This window comes from Stenotrophomonas sp. Steno-Z2, assembly GCF_056393235.1.
Genome location: NZ_JBWJOY010000009.1, coordinates 72320 through 89498, shown reverse-complemented (window position 1 = coordinate 89498; position 17179 = coordinate 72320). Strand labels below are relative to the sequence as shown.

Below are 17179 nucleotides of genomic sequence, written 5' to 3'. Positions count from 1 at the left end.
GGCGCAGGCTCAGGCCGGGTACGGCACCGCGCGCAGCAGCGCGGCGATCACGTCGTCGGCGCCCTTCTGCTCGGCCTCGGCGGCGAAGGACAGCAGCAGGCGGTGGCGCATCACCGGCGCGGCCAGCGCCTGCACGTCCTCGCGGGTGGCGGCGAAGCGGCCGTGCAGCAGGGCGCGCGCCTTCGACGCCAGCACCAGCGACTGCCCGGCGCGCGGGCCGGCGCCCCACTTGATCCAGTTGTTCACTTCGGCCGGCGCGCCGTCGCCGGGGCGACTGGCGCGCACCAGCCGGGTGATCCAGGTCAGCAGGTCGGCGCCGACGTGCACCTCGCGCACCGCGGCCTGCAGCGCCTTCACCGCGTCGGCGTCCATCACCTTCGGCACCGCGCCGCCGCTGCTGCCGGTGGTCTGGGCGAGGATGTCGCGCTCCTCGGCCTCGCTGGGGTAGTCCACGCGCACGTGCAGCAGGAAGCGGTCCAGCTGTGCCTCCGGCAGCGGATAGGTGCCGGCCTGCTCGATCGGGTTCTGCGTGGCCAGCACGAAGAACGGCGCGGGCAGCACATGGGTGGTGCCGGCGTAGCTGACGGTGCGCTCCTGCATCGCCTCCAGCAGCGCGGCCTGGGTCTTGGGCGGGGTGCGGTTGAGCTCGTCGGCCAGCAGCAGGTTGGTGAACACCGGGCCCTGCTGGAAGCGGAACGCACGCTTGCCGGTGCCGTGGTCCTCTTCCAGCAGCTCGGTGCCGAGGATGTCGCTGGGCATCAGGTCGGGGGTGAACTGCACGCGCCGGAACTGCAGTTCCAGCGCCTGCCCGAGCGAGCGCACCAGCAGGGTCTTGCCCAGGCCGGGCGCGCCTTCGAGCAGGCAGTGGCCGCCGGCGAGCAGGCCGATCAGCAGTTGTTCGACCACGTCCTGCTGGCCGACCACCGCCTGCGCCAGCGCGCCGCGCAGTTCGCCCAGGCGGGGCAGCAGGGAATCGAGATCGTGGGCGGGGCTGTTCATGCGGTCACCAGTGGAGTCAATGCGTCAGTGCGTACATCACGATGTTCACGCCGAACTTCGTGTTGTCCTCGGCCAGGAAGCGTTTGTTGCGCCAGTCGTAGTCCCATTCGCAGCCGTAGTCCTTGTTGCTGTAGAGCACGCCCAGGCGGCCGTCGACCTCGATGCCCTTGAGGTAGTCGTGCACCAGGTCGTCGCCCCAGCCGTTCAGTTCGAACGTGGTCGCCGGCGGGCCTTCGGGAAACCTGAAGAAGCTGTTGTAGAGCGCATGGGTGTTGGGCAGCTTCTTCAGCGCGCCGGCGCCGAAGATGGCGCGCATCTGCGCCTCGAACGAGGTGGCGAACAGGCCGTCGATGTCGTGGTTGCAGTCGTCCACCAGCACGAAGCCGCCGTTGCGCACGTAGCGCTCGAAGTTGCGGCGTTCGTCGGGGTTGAACTCCACCAGCTTGTGCCCGGCCAGGTAGCAGAACGGCGCGCGCAGCATCTTCGGGTCGGACAGCGCGACGACGTGTTCGGTCGGGTCCACGCGCAGCGTGGTGTAGTCGATCAGCGAGGTGATCAGGTTGGACGGCATGCGCGCGTCAACGTCCCAGTCGCCGGAGTCGTACTTGAGGCGGGTGAACCAGAAGTCGTAACGGCCGGCCTGGGCGCGCGCGCGCCCGGGCAGCGCGGCCGCCATCGCGCCGCCGAGCAGCAGGTGGAGGAATTGCGCGCGCGTTAGCCGGGGCTGGGACAAAGCAGGGACGTCTCTGTGGTGCTGAAGCCCCTCTCCCTTCGGGGCGAGAGGGCACGGTTTGCGCACCATCGGTGCGCGTGACCAGGAGCGCCCACGCCACTGGCGTGGGCCGGGGCGCGGAGCGGGGGTTGGGGTGAGGGGCGATGGCGTCCTGATGCTTCAGACGCCATGGACCATGGTTCGCCCCTCATCCGCCCTTCGGGCACCTGCATTCGGCGCATCCCTGCGCCTCACCCCGCGGGCGGCTTCGCCGTGCAGCTTGGCAATCCCTGCCAAGCTGTCTCCCGACGGGAGAAGGGGAAGGCAAAGTCACACCGCGTCGGAGAGCGAGGTGAAGGTGAAATCGCGCAGCCGCATCGGCGGGATCATCATCACGAAGCTGGACTCGTCGCCGGCCACGCGCACCGGCTTGCCCAGTTCGTCGATGTTGTTGAGCATGATCACCGGCGACTCGTTGAAGCGGAAGTTCTTCACCGGGTGCTTGATCTGGCCGTTCTCGATGTAGAAGGTGCCGTCGCGGGTCAGGCCGGTCAGCAGCACGGTCTGCGGATCTACCATGCGGATGTACCAGGTGCGGGTGAGCAGGATGCCCTTCTGCGTACCCTTGACCAGCTCGGCGATGGACTTGCTGCCACCGCTCATCAGCAGGTTGCCGGGCCGCGCGGTGGCGGTCTTGCCCTGCTTCTGCGCCCAGTAGCGCGAGTAGTTCAGGTTCATCACCTTGCCGTTCTCGATGATGGCCATGCGCTCGCGCGGCATGCCCTCGCCGTCCCACGGCAGCACCGGCGCCTCCGGGTGCCACGGATCGGCGTACATGTTCACCTGCGGGTCGTAGACCTGCTCGCCGAGCTTGTTGCCGCCGCCCTTCTTGGACAGGAAGCTGCGGCCTTCGTCGGCCGAACGCGCGTCGAAGAAATTCATCATGAAGCTGATCAGGCCGGCGGCGGCGGCCGGTTCCAGGATCACCGTGTACTTGCCCGGTTCCAGCGCCTTGGCCTCGGCCGATTCGATGGCCTTGCGCTTGGCGATCTCGATCTCCTGCTCGGCATGGAAGTCGGACGCGTCCTTCAGGTTGCGCCCGACCCAGCCCGACCCGCGGCCATCCTCGGTACGCACCGTGCAGGTGTAGTTGAAGCTGGTGCTCTTCTGGTAGCCGAAGTTGCCCTTGCTGTTGGCGATGGCGACGAAGCCGTTGCTGTCTTCCAGGAAGCCGGCGGCGATCAGCCCGTGGCCGCGGCACGGCGCGATGGAGTCGGCGGCGACCCTGGCGCGGAAATCCGGGTCGATGGCGGCGGTGGATTCGCTGAAGGTCGGGCTGGGCTTGTATTCCTGCTTGCCGATGATGGGCATGAACTCCGGGTTCTCCGGCGCCAGGCGCGCCAGGTCCTCGGCACGGCGCACCACGCGCTCCAGCGAGGCGTCGTCGAACTCGTTGATCGAGGCGGTGCCCACGCGCTTGCCGAAGGCGACCTGCACGGCCAGTTCGGCGTTGTTGACCATGCCGCTGGTGGAGACGTTGTTCAGCGCGAAGCGGATGTTGCCGTCGATGGAGCCGGCCAGCGTGGCGGTGCACTCGTCGGCCTTGGACAGCGCGATGACCTTGTCCAGGATGGCCTTGGCTTCCTGTTCGGTGAAGATGCTCATTGCTCAAGAACTCCTTGGACGGTCAGCCGAGGCTGCGCGCGGTATTGATGACGTTGATGCCGTCGAAACGGGCGGTGGACGAGCCGTGCGACACCGCCGAGACCTGGCCCGGCTGACCCTTGCCGTCGAAGAACGAGCCGCCCAGGCGGTAGTCGCGTTCGTCGGCCACGGCGCTGCAGGCGTTCCAGAATTCCGGCGTGCGGATCTGGTAGGCCACGTCCTCGAGCATGCGGGTGATCTGGCCGTTCTTGATTTCGTAGAACAGCTGGCCGCCGAACTGCGCGTTGTAGCGCTGCTGGTCGATCGAGAACGAGCCGTCGCCGATGATGTAGATGCCGTTCTCCACGTCCTTGATCAGGTCGGCCACGCTCAGCGGCGTCTTGCCCGGCGCCATCGACACGTTGGCCATGCGCTGGAACTGCACGCTCGACCACGAATCGGCATAGCAGCAGCCGTCGGACTCGGTCTTGCCGAGGATGTGCGCCTGGTCGCGGATGGCCTGGTAGTCGACCAGCTTGCCCTCGCGGATCAGGTCCCACTTCTTGCACTTCACGCCTTCGTCGTCGTAGCCGACCGCGCCGAGGCTGCCGGCCTGGGTCTTGTCGGCGAAGATGTTGACCTTGTCGCTGCCGTACTGGAAATGCTGCTCGCGCTTGTCCAGGGTGGCGAAGCTGGTGCCGGCGTAGTTGGCTTCGTAGCCGAGCACGCGGTCCAGTTCCAGCGGGTGGCCGACCGATTCGTGGATGGTCAGCCAGGTGTGCGAGGGGTCCAGCACCAGGTCGTACTTGCCCGGCTTGACCGAGGGCGCCTTCAGCTTTTCCTGCGCCTGCCTGGCCGCGGCGATGGCGTCCTCGCGCATGTCGTAGGACAGGCCGTAGTTGACCACGCCGTTGGGCGAGACGAACTTCTGGCCGGCGTCGCCGTCCAGGTATTCGAAGCCCATGCCCATCGGCGAGGACAGCCCGTCGCGGGTGCGGAACTTGCCGCTGGCCTTGTCGATGGCGGTCACCGTCATCGGTGCCCAGATGCGGTGCACGTCCTGGTCGATGTAGGAGCCGTCGGTGGAGGCGAAGTACTTCTGCTCGTTGACCAGGAACAGCATCGAGTTGACGAAGCTGGCGCCGGCGCCGAGCGCGGCGGCGTTCACGCCCAGCAGCAGGTCGGCCTTGTCCTTGATCGGCACTTCCATCGCGTTCTTGCGGATCGGCGTGCGCCAGCTGACCTCGCCGTAGCCCGGGGCACTGGCGAACTGCACCGGCGCGGTCTGTACCCTGGCGTTGGCCTTGGCGATGGCCGCGGCCTGCTGCGCGGCCTTGACCACGCCGGCCGGGCTCAGGTCGTTGGTCGCGGCGAAGCCCCAGGCGCCGTTGGCGATCACGCGGATGCCGGCGCCGGTGGATTCGGTGTTGACCACGTTCTGCACCTTGTCCTCGCGGGTGATCACGAACTGGCGCAGGTAGCGGCCGATGCGCACGTCGCAGTAGCTGGCGCCGGCGGCACGCGCGGCGTTCAGCGCATCGTCGGCCAGGCGCTTCTTCAGCGCCGGGTCGAGCGTGCTGAGCAGTTGTTCGGCGGCGATGGCCTTGCCGAAGAACGACGGCACCATCAGGCCGCCGGCGGTGAGCCCGGTCAGGGCGAGGAAGTCACGTCTATGCAAGGCTGTTCTCCGTGAACGGGATGCGCCGGGCGGCGCGGATGCAAAAAACGACGATGGCTTCGCGGTGCTCTGCGAACCGTTCGATTCTTGCGGGGGAGGCGTGTGCGGCGGTAGTGACTTTAGACATAGAAGCGGGCGCCGCCGCTACCGGAGCGCCTCGCCCAGCACCGCCTGCAGCCATGCCACGAACACCTGCAGCCGCTGCGACGGATGCCGCCGGTGCGGAAACAGCAGGTGCATCGGCAGCGGGTCGGCGCGGTGGCCGGGCATCACCTCGACCAGGGTGCCGTCGGCCAGTTCGCCGCGCACGTCGTAGGCAGGGATCTGGATCAGGCCCAGGCCGGCGATGCAGCAGGCGATGTAGGCCTCGGCGCTGTTGACGGTGACGCGCCCGCGCAGCGGCTGCTCGCGCAGCGCGCCTTCTTCGCGCCATTCCCAGGGTTCGACCCGGCCGTTGCCGGGCGAGGCGTAGCGCACGCCCCAGTGGTCGACCAGGTCGCGGGGGTGGGTGGGCGTGCCGTGCGCGGCCAGGTAGCCGGCGCTGGCCACGTTGAGCAGCGGCAGCTGGCCGAGGCTGCGCGCCACCAGCCGCGAATCCTGCAGCGGGCCCACCCGCAGCGCGCAGTCCACGCCGTCCTCGACCAGGTCCACGGCGCGGTCGGTCATGCCCAGCTCGATGTCGATCCCGGGATGCGCGTCGAGGAAGCGCGGCAGCGCCGGCGCCACGATCAGCCGGCCGATGCGGCCCGGCAGGTCCACCCGCAGGCGCCCGCTCAGCGCGTGCGGCGACTGCCGGAACAGCTGCTCGGCCTCGTCCATGTCGGCGATCAGCTGCTGGCAGCGGGCATGGAACAGCAGCCCGTCCTGGGTCGGGGTGACCTGGCGGGTGGTACGGTGGAGCAGGCGCGTGCCCAGCCGCTGTTCCAGCGTGCGCACCGCCTCGGAGACGGTGGAGCGCGGCAGGTTCAGCTGGTCGGCAGCGCGGGTGAAGCCGGCGCAGTCCACCACGCGCACGAAGATGCGGCACAGCTCGATGCGGTCCATGGCGATTGTCCGGGGAATCCGACAGGTGAAGTCAGAATGGCTGGCTTTATCCGGAAATCCAAGCCGATAGCCTCTGTGGACATTCCCCCACAGGAGTTCGCCATGACCGACCACCGCATCCACGGCAAGACCGTGCTCATCGCCGGCGGCGCCAAGAACCTGGGCGGCCTGCTCGCCCACGACCTCGCCGCCCACGGCGCCAGCGGCATCGCCATCCACTACAACAGCATCGCCACCCGCGGCCAGGCCGAGGCGACCGCCGCCGCGGTGCGCGCCGCCGGCAGCAACGCGCACCTGTTCCAGGCCGACCTGACCCGCGCCGGGGCGGTGGAGAAGCTGTTCGCCGACGCCCGCCAGGCGCTGGGCCGCATCGACATCGCGGTCAACACCGTCGGCAAGGTGCTGAAGAAGCCGATGGCCGAGATCAGCGACGCCGAGTTCGACGAGATGGACGCGGTGAACAACAAGGCCGCGTTCTTCTTCCTGCGCGAGGCCGGCCGCCACCTCGCCGACAACGGCCGGGTCTGCACCCTGGTGACCTCGCTGCTGGGCGCGTTCACCCCGTTCTATTCCAGCTATGCCGGCACCAAGGCGCCGGTGGAGCACTACACGCGCGCGGCCGCCAAGGAGTTCGGCGAACGCGGCATCTCGGTGACCGCGATCGGCCCGGGGCCGATGGACACGCCGTTCTTCTACCCGGCCGAAGGCGCCGACGCGGTGGCCTACCACAAGACCGCGGCGGCGCTGTCGCCGTTCTCGCGCACCGGCCTGACCGACATCGAGGACATCGTGCCGTGGATCCGCTTCCTGGTGTCCGAGGGCTGGTGGATGACCGGGCAGACCATCCTGGTCAACGGCGGCTACACGACGCGCTGAGGCAGCCGCCCGCGGGGTGAGGCGCAGGGATGCACCGGATGCAGGTGCCCCGCAGGGGCGGATGAGGGCAGGGACGATGTCCGGGCGCGGGTATCAACCGCGACAACCAGGCTGCGACATGGTTGAGCATCCGCCGATGCCTTCATCGCCATTGCCTGCAGTCCCCGGCGGCACGGCTTCGCCCGCGTCCTCACCCCAACCCCTCTCCCGGCGGGAGAGGGGCTTCGTGCATTACCCCAGGCTGCGCGCGGTATTGATGATGTTCACCCCGTCGAAGCGCGTCGTCGCCGAGCCGTGCGATACCGCCGAGACCTGCCCCGGCTGGCCCTTGCCGTCGAAGAACGAGCCGCCGAGGCGGAAATCGCGCTCGTCGCAGATGGCCGAGCAGGCGTTCCAGAACTCCGGCGTGCGGATCTGGTACGCGGCGTCCTCGACCATGCCGGTGATCTCGCCATTCCTGATCTGGTAGCAGAGCTGGCCGCCGAACTGCGCGTTGTAGCGCTGCTGGTCGATGGAGTACGAGCCGCGGCCGTGGACGTAGATGCCGTTCTCCACGTCCTTGACCATCTGCGCCGGCGTCAGCGGCGCCTTGCCCGGCGCCAGCGACACGTTGGCCATGCGCTGGAACTGCACGCTCTTCCACGAATCGGCGTAGCTGCAGCCGTGCGAGGCATTCTCGCCAAGGATATGCACCTCGTCGCGGGTGGCCTGGTAATTGACCAGGATGCCGTCCTTCACCAGGTCCCAGCGTTTCGTCTTGACGCCTTCGTCGTCGTAGCCCACCGCGCCCAGGCTGTAGGGCTCGGTCTTGTCGGCGGTGAAGTTGACGATGTCGCTGCCCCAGCGGAAGCCGGTGTCGCGCTTGTCCAGCGTGGCGAAGCTGGTGCCGGCGTAATTGGCCTCGTAGCCGAGCACGCGGTCCAGCTCCAGCGGGTGGCCCACGTTCTCGTGGATGGTCAGGAACAGGTTGGACGGGTCCAGCACCAGGTCGTACTTGCCCGGCTTCACCGAAGGCGCCTTCAGCTTTTCCTGGGCCTGCTTCGCCGCGGCGATCGCATCTTCCACCGGGTCGTAGGAATGGCCGTAGCCGATCACCCCGCCGGGCAGGTGGTACTTGCCCGCGGCGTCGCCATCGAGGAACTCCCAGCCCATGCCGGCCGGCGCCGACAGCCCGTTGCGGGTGCGGAACCTGCCGCTGGCCTTGTCGATGGCGGTGGCGGTGAACGGCAGCCAGATGCGGTGCACGTCCTGGTCGATCCACGAACCGTCGCTGGACGCGAAGTATTTCTGCTCGTTGACCAGGAACAGCTGCGAGTTGATGAAGCTGGCGCCGGCGTTGAGCGCGGCCGCGTTGATCGACAGCAGCAGGTCCACCTTGTCCTTGACCGGCACCGCCATCGCGTTGCGGCGGATCGGCGTCTGCCAGCGCACCTCGCCCACGCCGGGCGTGGGCGCCAGCTGCACCGGCCGGGTCTGGATCTTCGCGTTCGCGCGGGCGATGGCCAGCGCCTGCGCCACCGCCGCGGCCACACCCTGTTCGCTGGACTGGTTGCTGGCGGCGAAGCCCCAGGCGCCGTCGACGATCACGCGGATGCCGACGCCGGCCGACTCGCTGTTGGTGACGTTCTGGACCTTGTCCTCGCGGGTGATGATGGCCTGGTTGAGGTAACGGCCGATGCGCACGTCGCAGTAGCTGGCGCCGCCGCCACGGGCCAGCGCCAGCACCGTGTCGGCCAGCGCCTTCCTGCGCGCCACGTCGGCCGGCGCCAGCAGTTCCTCGGCGGCGATCAGGCGGGCATTGGGCAGCATCATGCCGGCGAGGCCGAGGCCGGAAAGCGCGAGGAACTGGCGGCGTTGCATGCGGAACTCCATGGGCATGGCGATGCGCGGCATCACCGGATCCCCGAATCTCGGCCGCGGCGCGGTGCCGGCACAAGTGACCATGGTCATGCGTGGGCGCGCATGCGCTCCGGCACAATCGCCAGGACCACCGAGACGCCCGCCGCGATGACCGCCAGGCCCTACGCCGAATCCTGCGACCGCAACCGCGAACCGATCCTGGCGGTGCTGCGGCGCCACCTGGGCGATGCCCGCACCGTGCTGGAGATCGGCAGCGGCACCGGCCAGCACGCGGTGCACTTCGCCGCGGCGATGCCGTGGCTGCGCTGGCAGGCCAGCGACCACCGCGACCACCTGCCCGGCATCGGCCAATGGCTGGACGAGGCCGCGCTGCCCAACACGCCGGCGCCGCTGGCGCTGCAGGCGGTGGTGGGCGCCGGACTGCGGCCCGCGCCGCCGCTGCCCGTGGTCGATGGCGTGGCCGGCTTCGATGCGGTGTTCACCGCCAACACCCTGCACATCATGGGCTGGGACGCGGTGCAGGCGCTGTTCGCCGGACTGCCGCCGCTGATGGCGCCGGGCGCGCTGTTCATCACCTATGGGCCGTTCAACTACGGCGGGGACTTCAGCAGCGAGAGCAACCGCGTCTTCGACGGCTGGCTGAAGGCGCGCGACCCGCGCTCGGGCATCCGCGATTTCGAGGCGGTGGACGCCCTGGCCCGCGCGCAGGGGCTGGAACTGCGCGAGGATGCGGCGATGCCGGCCAACAACCGCACCCTGGTCTGGCGGCGGACGCCGGTGCGGACCGGATAGCGGCTAGGATGCGGGAACTTCAACACGGGGCAGGTGGACGGATGCAGGGGCGCAACTGGTTGTTGGCGATGGCGATGGCGCTGGGCCTGGCGCCGCTGGCCTGCGCGCAGGCGCAGGACGGCGACGCGCGGCAGGCGGCGATGCAGGTGCAGGCGCGCTATCCGGGCGTGATCGAGCTGGAGGTGGACGCCAGCGACATCGACCGCCGCATCCAGCGCGTGCGCGAACGCATCCCGGTGTCGCCCGGCCCGCTGACCCTGTGGTACCCGCAGTGGATACCCGGCAACCATGCGCCGACCGGGCCCATCAACCAGATCGCCGGGCTGGTGATCCGCGGCAATGGCCAGCCGCTGCCGTGGACCCGCGATCCGGGCGACATGTACGCCTTCCGGCTGCAGGTGCCCGCGGGCGTGGACGCGCTGGACATCGAGTTCCAGTACCTCTCGCCCACCGCCGCCGACCAGGGCCGGGTGGCGATGACGCCCAACCTGCTCGACCTGCAATGGCACCGCGTGGTGCTGTACCCGGCCGGCTTCGACGCGCGCGGCATCCAGGTGAAACCGGCGCTGCGCCTGCCGGAGGGATGGCAGAGCGGCACGGCGCTGGACCTCGCCCGGCGCAGCGGCGCCACCGAGCACTACGCGCCGGTGTCGCTGATGACGCTGATCGACTCGCCGGTCTACGCCGGGCGCTGGTTCCGGCGCTTCGCCCTGGACGACAAGGCCACGCAGCCGGTGTGGCTGGACGTGGTGGCCGAGAACCCGCAGGCGCTGCAGGCCGACCCGAAGGTGCTGGACGCGCACCGCGCCCTGGTGCATGAGGCCGACAAGGTGTTCGGGCCGCGCCCCTATACGCGCTATGACTTCCTGCTGGCGGTGTCGGACGTGTTCAGCGGCATCGGCCTGGAGCACGCGCAGTCCAGCGAGAACGGCATGCACGAAGGTTACCTGCGCGGCGAGCGCCCCTACGCCGACAACGACCTGCTGCCGCACGAATACACCCATGCGTGGATCGGCAAGGCGTGGCGCCCGCGCCCGACCTGGGTGCCGCACTACAACGCGCCCATGCACAACGACGAGCTGTGGATGTACGAGGGCCAGACCCAGTACTGGGCGGTGGTGCTGGCCGCGCGCTCGGGCCTGTGGAGCCACGACTACGCCATGGCGATGCTGGCGCAGCTGCAGGCCAATTACGCCACCCAGCCGGGGCGGCGCTGGCGCGACCTGCACGACACCGTGCACCAGGGCATCCTCGACTTCAATTCCAGGCCGCAGGCCTGGGCCGACTGGCAGCGCGCCTTCGAGTTCTACAACGAGAGCACCCTGCTGTGGCTGGGCGTGGACGCGCGGCTGCGCACGCTGTCCCGGGGCAAGGTGGCGCTGGACGACTTCGCGCGCCGCTTCCACCAGGGCGGCAAGCAGGGCGAGATCCGCCTGTACGACCGCGCCGACGTGATGCGCGCGCTGGAAGCGGTGCAGCCCGGCGGCTGGGACGCCTTCATCGGCCAGCGCCTGGAGGCGCGCGACGGCAGCGCGCCGGACGGCCTGGAAGCCGCGGGCTGGGAGCTGTACTACAGCGAAGCGCCGAACCTGGTCGTCGCTGACGGCGAGGCCGATGGCGTGACCGACCTGCAGTACTCGCTGGGCCTGAAGGCCGGCAGCGACGGCGTGCTGCAGTGGGTGGGCTGGGACGGTCCGGCGTTCAAGGCCGGGCTGGCGAAGGACGTCACCGTGGTGGCGGTCAACGGCCTGGCCTACAGCGGCGCGCGGCTGAAGCAGGCGGTGAGCGAGGCCAGGGGCGGCACGCCGGTCGAGCTGATCGTGCGCCAGGCCGACAGCTTCCGCACCGTGCGCATCGACTACCGCGACGGCCTGCGCTACCCGCACCTGCGCCGCATCGCCGGCCGCGCCGACCTGCTGACGGAGATTCTTGCGCCGCGGCGTTGAGTCCGTCCTGGCGTGGAACGCACCGCAGCGCGGGGCGTTTGCATGCCGTCAGCTGGCCTGGAGCCTCGCCAGGCAGCGTTCGCAGGCCAGCTGGATTTCGTGCAGCAACCGGCCGATTACCGGGTGGACGATTCCTTCGTCGCGCAGTTGCTCCTGTACCCGCTGCGACGCTTCGGGAAGCAGCCGGCACATGGCTGCAAGCGCGCCCAACGCCCATTCCGGTTCCAGTCGCAGGCTGGCGGCGGTGGCCTGCCAGTCTTCCTGCCGGATGTCCCACCAGCGGTAGTGGTTGCCGATCTTCATCGCCATCTTGATCTTGCGCTTCTGCAACTGTGGGTAGGGCAGGGCGCTGGAAATGTCGTACAGCGGAGCAAGGCGGACATTGCCGCCGGCACCAAACAGCAGCGAGTAGTTCTTGGCATGCGCATCCGTGCCGCCGATCAGGTAGTTGAAGGCCAATGCCTGGAACAGGGTCACCACGTCATTGAGCGGCCGTGAGGAGTGATTCCACAGCACCTTTGCAAGATCGGCCGGCCCAGGCCCCCCCTGGTTCTGGTACTTGATCTGGGGCATCACACCCAAGGCCTGGCAGAAGTCCTCCTGGTGCACGCGCACCAGATCGCCGTGCATGCGGGCGCGGTCGTAGCGGCTGACGCAGATGGCGGTTTCACCGTCGATCTCGATCTTTTCTGCCGTGGCGGCCGGTAGATCGAGCACCTGTGCCAGGCGCAGGCAGAACATCTCGTTTTCGACGAAGCCGTCGTAGTCGCCACCCGGCGGTTTCAGGATATGGGTAGTGGGGATACGCCCGGCGGGAATGGCCCAACTGCCGTCGTCCTGTCTCAGCAGGGCGATCTTGGATTGCGCGCCCGCCAAGCTGAACTGCCCGACATCGTCCACAGTGCGCGCCAAGCCGCCGTCCTGGCGCAGGCGTCGCAGCCGGCCTGCCAGTTCGGCGTCGCTCAGTGGCTCGACCCGGTCGTCGGTGCCGGCCAGGACACTCTCAAGCCGTTCGTCGCTGACGAACTGCACCGCGCCGGCGCAGTCTTCGCCGACATGGGAGAGCAATGCCACGGGGTTGCGCGGGGAGACGTGGAAATGCGAACCCCAGCGTTGCAGCAGGCTCTCGTTGTCGGGAAGCAGCCCCCACAGGACGGCAGAGACCGTCTGTGGCGGGAAATCCCGTTGTGTCAGCGGCAGGCTCAGGGAAACCGGATAGGCGCCAGCAGTGTCGAGCCAGGAATCGGCGTAGCGGAACCGCGCATTCCCGCTGCCATCGGCTTCCAGCCGCCCGGCGATGCGTCCGGACAGCAGGATTGTCAGCGCCACGGTTTCGTCCCCTTCCGGAGGGGCCTGGACAACGTGTCGAACCCAGGGTCGAACCCCCCTGGCGGGGCCCGGCTGTTCTCGATGATGCGATCGACGTCCGGCAGGTCCAACGTCCGGTCGCCGGCCGCCAGCGGGGCGGTGTCGCGGGTGGAGGCATCCAGTTCGATGCCGAGGACATTGAGTGCCCGCAGCACCAGTTGCAGTTCGGCCCTGGGCTTGCCCTTCTCGATCTCGATGATCCATTGCCGGCTGACCCCCGCCTCGTGGGCCAGGCGCGCCTGGTCCCAGCCCAGTGCCTTGCGGCGCTGCTGGATCACATTGCCCAGGTCGGCAGGAGTTCTGAGGATGCCCATGGGCTACAATGTAAGCGAGTGCTTACATTGCAGCAAATGTAAGCAAGCGCTTACATTGGATGCCCGCGACTTGCTTGAAGCAGGCGCTCGCTGACATTTACCAAATGTCAGCGAGCGCATACATTACGCCGCCTGCACGATATGCAGCGCCTTGGGGTTGCGCCAGGTCGCCAGCAGCGCCGCTTCGCGGGCCTTGGCTTCGTGCAGGTGCGCTTCCTTGACGTGGCCGTAGCCGCGGATGTGCTCGGGAATGCTGGCGATCTCCACCGCCAGCGCCAGCCGGCCGGCGTCGAGCGTGCCCAGCAGCTCCTGCAGGGTCTTCTCGTAATCGGCGATCAGCTGGCGTTCGCCGCGGCGCTCGGCGGTGTAGCCGAAAACGTCGAAGCGGCTGCCGCGCAGGCCCTTGAGCCGGGCCAGCAGGCCGAAGGCCTTGAACATCCACGGGCCATATTCCTTCTTCTGCAGGCGGCCCTGCTCGTCGCGCCTGGCGAACAACGGCGGGGCGAGGTGGAAACGCACCTGGTAATCGCCCTCGAACTGCTGCTGCACGCGCTTGAGGAAGTCGCCGCTGGTGTACAGGCGGGCCACCTCGTATTCGTCCTTGTAGGCCATCAGCTTGAAGAAGTAGCGCGCCACCGCCTCGGTCAACGCGGTGCTGCCCGGCGCCACGCGCTGCTCGGCCTTGCGCACCGCATCGACCAGCTGGCGGTAGCGGGTGGCGTAGGCGGCGTCCTGGTAGTCGATGAGGAAGCCGCTGCGGCGGGCGATCAGCTCGTCCAGCGAGCGCGACAGGCGCGCGTCGTCCAGGGTCGGGAAGGTCACGTCGCCCGGCTGCGGGTCGTTGGATGGCAGGCCACGCACTTCCGGCTCGTTGCCGGGGTTGCGCGGCGCCGACGGCGCGCCGGCCTCGCTGCCTTCCCATTCGCCCGGCGGCAGTTCGCGCAGCAGGCCCGGGGTGCGCTCGGCCTCGGTGGGCACGTTGCGCACCAGGCCGGCGGCCTGCTGCACCGCCTGCGGGTCGATCGCGGCCAGGCGGCCCCAGGCGAACGCGCGCTGGTTCATCTCGATGGCGGCGCCGTTGAGCTCGATGGCGCGCATCAGCGCTTCCAGCGACAGCGGCACCAGGCCCTGCTGCCAGGCGAAGCCGAGGATGAACAGGTTGGAGGCGATGGCATCGCCGAGCAGCGCGGTGGCCAGCTGGGTGGCGTCGAGCAGGATCGGGTCGCGCCCGCCCAGCGCCACCTTCACCCCGGCGATGATGTCGGCAGCCGGGAACTGCATGTCCGGGTGCGTGGTGAAGGTGCCGGGCATCGCCTCGTAGGTGTTGAGCACCACCTGCGAGCGCTCGCCGCGCACCTTGGACAGCGCCCAGTAGTCGTTGACCACCACCATGTCGCAGCCCAGCACCAGGTCGGCCTCGCCGGCGGCGATGCGCACGGCGTGGATGTCCGCCGGCGCGCGCGCGATGCGGATGTGGGTGGTGACCGCGCCGCCCTTCTGCGCCAGGCCGGTCTGGTCGAGCACCGTGGCGCCCTTGCCTTCCAGGTGGCCGGCCATGCCCAGCAGCGCGCCGATGGTGACCACGCCGGTACCGCCGACGCCGGTGATCAGGATGTTCCAGGGCTGCGACAGGTCGCTGCGGAACACCGGGTCGGGCAGGTTGTCGAGCAGGCTGGCCGCATCGCTCTTCCTGCCCTTGCGCAGCTGGCCGCCATGGATGGTGACGAAGCTCGGGCAGAAGCCGGTGGTGCAGGAGAAGTCCTTGTTGCAGTTGGACTGGTCGATGTCGCGCTTGCGCCCGAACTCGGTTTCCTTGGGCAGCACCGACACGCAGAAGCTCTTCTCGCCGCAGTCGCCGCAGCCTTCGCAGACCAGCGAATTGATCATGGTGCGCTTGAGCGGGTCGACCAGCCTGCCGCGCTTGCGGCGGCGGCGCTTCTCGGTGGCGCAGGTCTGCTCGTAGATCAGGATGCTGGTGCCCTTCACCGTGCGCAGGTGCTTCTGCACGGCATCCAGTTCGGCGCGGTCGTGGAACTCCACCTCGGCCGGGAACTCGTGCCGGCGCAGCTTCCACTTCTCGATGTCGTCGGACAGCAGCACGATGGTGTGCACGCCCTCGGCGCGCATCTGCTGGGCGATCTGCGGCACGGTGAGCGTGCCGTCCACCGGTTGGCCGCCGGTCATCGCCACCGCGTCGTTGTAGAGGATCTTGTAGGTGATGTTGACGCCGGCGGCGATGGCCTGGCGGATCGCCAGCGAACCGCTGTGGAAATAGGTGCCGTCGCCCAGGTTCTGGAACACGTGTGGGGTGTCGGTGAACGCCGCCTGCCCGGCCCAGGTGACGCCTTCGCCGCCCATGTGGGTGAAGGTGTCGGTGTCGCGGTCCATCCACGTCACCATGTAGTGGCAGCCGATGCCAGCCATGGCCCGCGAGCCTTCCGGCACGTTGGTCGAGGTGTTGTGCGGGCAGCCGGAGCAGTAGTGCGGCACGCGCGGGAACTGCGCGCGCGGCAGCGCCATTTCCGCTTCCTTCTCGTCCATCCAGCGCAGGCGCTGCTCGATGGATTCGGTGTTGAAGAAACGCTGGATGCGGCGGCCGATGACGCCGGCGATGGTGGCCGGGGTCAGTTCGCCGGTGGACGGCAGGATCCACTCGCCCTGCTCGTCGTACTTGCCGACGATGGACGGTCGCGCGCCCCACGCGGCCGGCCAGTTGTAGAAGTACTCCTTCATCTGCCGCTCGATGAAGGCCTTCTTCTCCTCCACCACGACGATGTCTTCCAGCCCGCGCGCGAACGCGGCGATGCCCTGCGGTTCCAGCGGCCAGGTCATGCCGACCTTGTAGACGCGGATGCCGATCCCGGCGCAGGCCTTCTCGTCCAGGCCCAGGTATTCCAGCGCCTGCAGCACGTCCAGGTAGCTCTTGCCGGTGGTGACGATGCCCAGCCGCGCGCGCGGCGAATCCATCACCACCCTGTCGATGCCGTTGGCGCGGGCGAAGGCCTGCGCGGCCTTCACCGCGTAGCGGTGCAGGCGCATCTCCTGCTCCAGCGGCGGGTCCGGCCAGCGGATGTTGAGGCCGGCCGGCGGCATCTCGAAATCCTCCGGCAGGACGATGCGGCGCGCGAACGGGTTCACGTCCACCGAGGCCGACGACTCCACCGTTTCGGCGATGGTCTTGAAGCCGATCCAGCGGCCGGTGTAACGGCTCATCGCCCAGCCGACCAGGCCCAGGTCGAGGATGTCCTGCACGCCGGCCGGGTTCAGCACCGGCATCATCGCGCTGACGAACTCGTCCTCGCTGCCGTGCGGCAGGGTGGAGCTGCGGCAGGCATGGTCGTCGGCGGCCAGCGCCAGCACGCCGCCGTGCTTCGAGGTGCCGGCCGCGTTGGCGTGCTTGAACACGTCGCCGCAGCGGTCCACGCCCGGGCCCTTGCCGTACCACATGCCGAACACGCCATCGACGTTGGCGCCGGGGAACAGGTTGGTCTGCTGCGTGCCCCACACCATGGTCGCGCCCAGGTCCTCGTTGAGGCCCGGCACGAACTTCACCTTCGCCGCTTCCAGGTGCCGGCGCGCGCGCCACAGCTCCAGGTCGAAGCCGCCCAGCGGCGAGCCGCGGTAGCCGCTGACGAAGCCGCCGGTGTTCAGGCCCGCGGCCGTGTCGCGCTGCTGCTGCATCAGCGGCAGCCGCACCAGCGCCTGCACGCCGCTCAGGTAGATGCGGCCGTCGGTGCGGGTGTACTTGTGCTCCAGCGTGTAATCGCGGTCGCGCACGCCGACCAGCGGCGTGTCGGCGGAGGCGGGGGAGGTGAGTTCGGCGGTACTGGTCATGGCTGGCCCATTGCAGGAACGGCTGGCGTCCGCTGCCGCGCCAGGCGGCGCGCACGCGGCCGGCGATTGTACCAGCGCGGGTTTTGGCGCCCGCCGCGGCGGCACCGGGCGG

The 17179-nt window shown here is 69.0% G+C and carries 12 protein-coding genes; 3 read left to right on the top strand and 9 right to left on the bottom strand.

What is annotated here, in order from left to right; genetic code table 11:
• Positions 1–9: 9 nt before the first annotated feature.
• The 5 genes from AC06FP_RS15265 to AC06FP_RS15245 all read right to left on the bottom strand — a co-directional run bounded on the left by AC06FP_RS15265 (position 10) and on the right by AC06FP_RS15245 (position 6077).
• Positions 10–999: an AAA family ATPase gene (locus tag AC06FP_RS15265; RefSeq protein WP_478076102.1), complete on the bottom strand. Its 990-nt coding sequence runs from the start codon at positions 997–999 to the stop codon at positions 10–12.
• 16 nt (positions 1000–1015) lie between these two features.
• Positions 1016–1675 carry a DUF4159 domain-containing protein gene (locus AC06FP_RS15260; protein WP_478076123.1) on the bottom strand — a complete coding sequence of 220 codons (660 nt, stop codon included), beginning with the start codon at positions 1673–1675 and terminating at the stop codon, positions 1016–1018.
• 366 nt (positions 1676–2041) lie between these two features.
• Positions 2042–3376, bottom strand: coding sequence for a TldD/PmbA family protein (locus AC06FP_RS15255; RefSeq protein WP_478076101.1), 1335 nt, complete (start codon positions 3374–3376; stop codon positions 2042–2044).
• A gap of 22 nt (positions 3377–3398) precedes the next feature.
• On the bottom strand, positions 3399–5033 hold the full coding sequence (locus AC06FP_RS15250) for a TldD/PmbA family protein (protein ID WP_478076100.1): 1635 nt from the start codon (positions 5031–5033) through the stop codon (positions 3399–3401).
• 144 nt (positions 5034–5177) lie between these two features.
• Complete coding sequence (locus tag AC06FP_RS15245; RefSeq protein WP_478076099.1) at positions 5178–6077, bottom strand: LysR family transcriptional regulator; 900 nt, start codon at positions 6075–6077, stop codon at positions 5178–5180.
• A 102-nt stretch (positions 6078–6179) separates the two neighbouring features.
• On the opposite strand from AC06FP_RS15245, the gene AC06FP_RS15240 reads away from it, so the two are divergent.
• Positions 6180–6953, top strand: coding sequence for an SDR family oxidoreductase (locus tag AC06FP_RS15240; RefSeq protein ID WP_478076098.1), 774 nt, complete (start codon positions 6180–6182; stop codon positions 6951–6953).
• Positions 6954–7184: 231 nt separating this feature from the next.
• Here AC06FP_RS15240 and AC06FP_RS15235 read toward each other — a convergent pair whose 3' ends face one another.
• Complete coding sequence (locus AC06FP_RS15235; RefSeq protein WP_478076097.1) at positions 7185–8813, bottom strand: TldD/PmbA family protein; 1629 nt, start codon at positions 8811–8813, stop codon at positions 7185–7187.
• A gap of 147 nt (positions 8814–8960) precedes the next feature.
• On the opposite strand from AC06FP_RS15235, the gene AC06FP_RS15230 reads away from it, so the two are divergent.
• A complete protein-coding gene (locus tag AC06FP_RS15230) occupies positions 8961–9605 on the top strand; it encodes a DUF938 domain-containing protein (RefSeq protein WP_478076122.1) in 645 nt (214 codons plus the stop codon).
• A gap of 41 nt (positions 9606–9646) precedes the next feature.
• The gene (locus AC06FP_RS15225; protein ID WP_478076096.1) at positions 9647–11551 is read left to right on the top strand and encodes a M61 family metallopeptidase; all 1905 of its coding nucleotides are present in this window, start codon (positions 9647–9649) and stop codon (positions 11549–11551) included.
• A 48-nt stretch (positions 11552–11599) separates the two neighbouring features.
• On the opposite strand, the gene AC06FP_RS15220 is transcribed toward AC06FP_RS15225, so the two are convergent.
• The 3 genes from AC06FP_RS15220 to AC06FP_RS15210 form a co-directional block, all read right to left on the bottom strand.
• Positions 11600–12880, bottom strand: coding sequence for a type II toxin-antitoxin system HipA family toxin (locus AC06FP_RS15220; RefSeq protein ID WP_478076095.1), 1281 nt, complete (start codon positions 12878–12880; stop codon positions 11600–11602).
• The gene (locus AC06FP_RS15215; protein ID WP_478076094.1) at positions 12871–13233 is read right to left on the bottom strand and encodes a helix-turn-helix transcriptional regulator; all 363 of its coding nucleotides are present in this window, start codon (positions 13231–13233) and stop codon (positions 12871–12873) included. The genes AC06FP_RS15220 and AC06FP_RS15215 overlap by 10 nt, the downstream gene beginning before the upstream one ends.
• Positions 13234–13356: 123 nt before the next feature.
• Positions 13357–17067: an indolepyruvate ferredoxin oxidoreductase family protein gene (locus AC06FP_RS15210; RefSeq protein WP_478076093.1), complete on the bottom strand. Its 3711-nt coding sequence runs from the start codon at positions 17065–17067 to the stop codon at positions 13357–13359.
• Positions 17068–17179 lie beyond the last annotated feature (112 nt).

What these genes read in the sequence shown, in the direction of transcription:
- AC06FP_RS15265 (WP_478076102.1), bottom strand. Translation starts at nt 999, where the DNA reads ATGAACAGCCCCGCCCACGATCTCGATTCCCTGCTGCCCCGCCTGGGC.
- AC06FP_RS15225 (WP_478076096.1), top strand. Translation starts at nt 9,647, where the DNA reads ATGCAGGGGCGCAACTGGTTGTTGGCGATGGCGATGGCGCTGGGCCTG.
- AC06FP_RS15245 (WP_478076099.1), bottom strand. Translation starts at nt 6,077, where the DNA reads ATGGACCGCATCGAGCTGTGCCGCATCTTCGTGCGCGTGGTGGACTGC.
- AC06FP_RS15215 (WP_478076094.1), bottom strand. Translation starts at nt 13,233, where the DNA reads ATGGGCATCCTCAGAACTCCTGCCGACCTGGGCAATGTGATCCAGCAG.
- AC06FP_RS15260 (WP_478076123.1), bottom strand. Translation starts at nt 1,675, where the DNA reads ATGGCGGCCGCGCTGCCCGGGCGCGCGCGCGCCCAGGCCGGCCGTTAC.
- AC06FP_RS15230 (WP_478076122.1), top strand. Translation starts at nt 8,961, where the DNA reads ATGACCGCCAGGCCCTACGCCGAATCCTGCGACCGCAACCGCGAACCG.
- AC06FP_RS15210 (WP_478076093.1), bottom strand. Translation starts at nt 17,067, where the DNA reads ATGACCAGTACCGCCGAACTCACCTCCCCCGCCTCCGCCGACACGCCG.
- AC06FP_RS15235 (WP_478076097.1), bottom strand. Translation starts at nt 8,813, where the DNA reads ATGCAACGCCGCCAGTTCCTCGCGCTTTCCGGCCTCGGCCTCGCCGGC.
- AC06FP_RS15255 (WP_478076101.1), bottom strand. Translation starts at nt 3,376, where the DNA reads ATGAGCATCTTCACCGAACAGGAAGCCAAGGCCATCCTGGACAAGGTC.
- AC06FP_RS15240 (WP_478076098.1), top strand. Translation starts at nt 6,180, where the DNA reads ATGACCGACCACCGCATCCACGGCAAGACCGTGCTCATCGCCGGCGGC.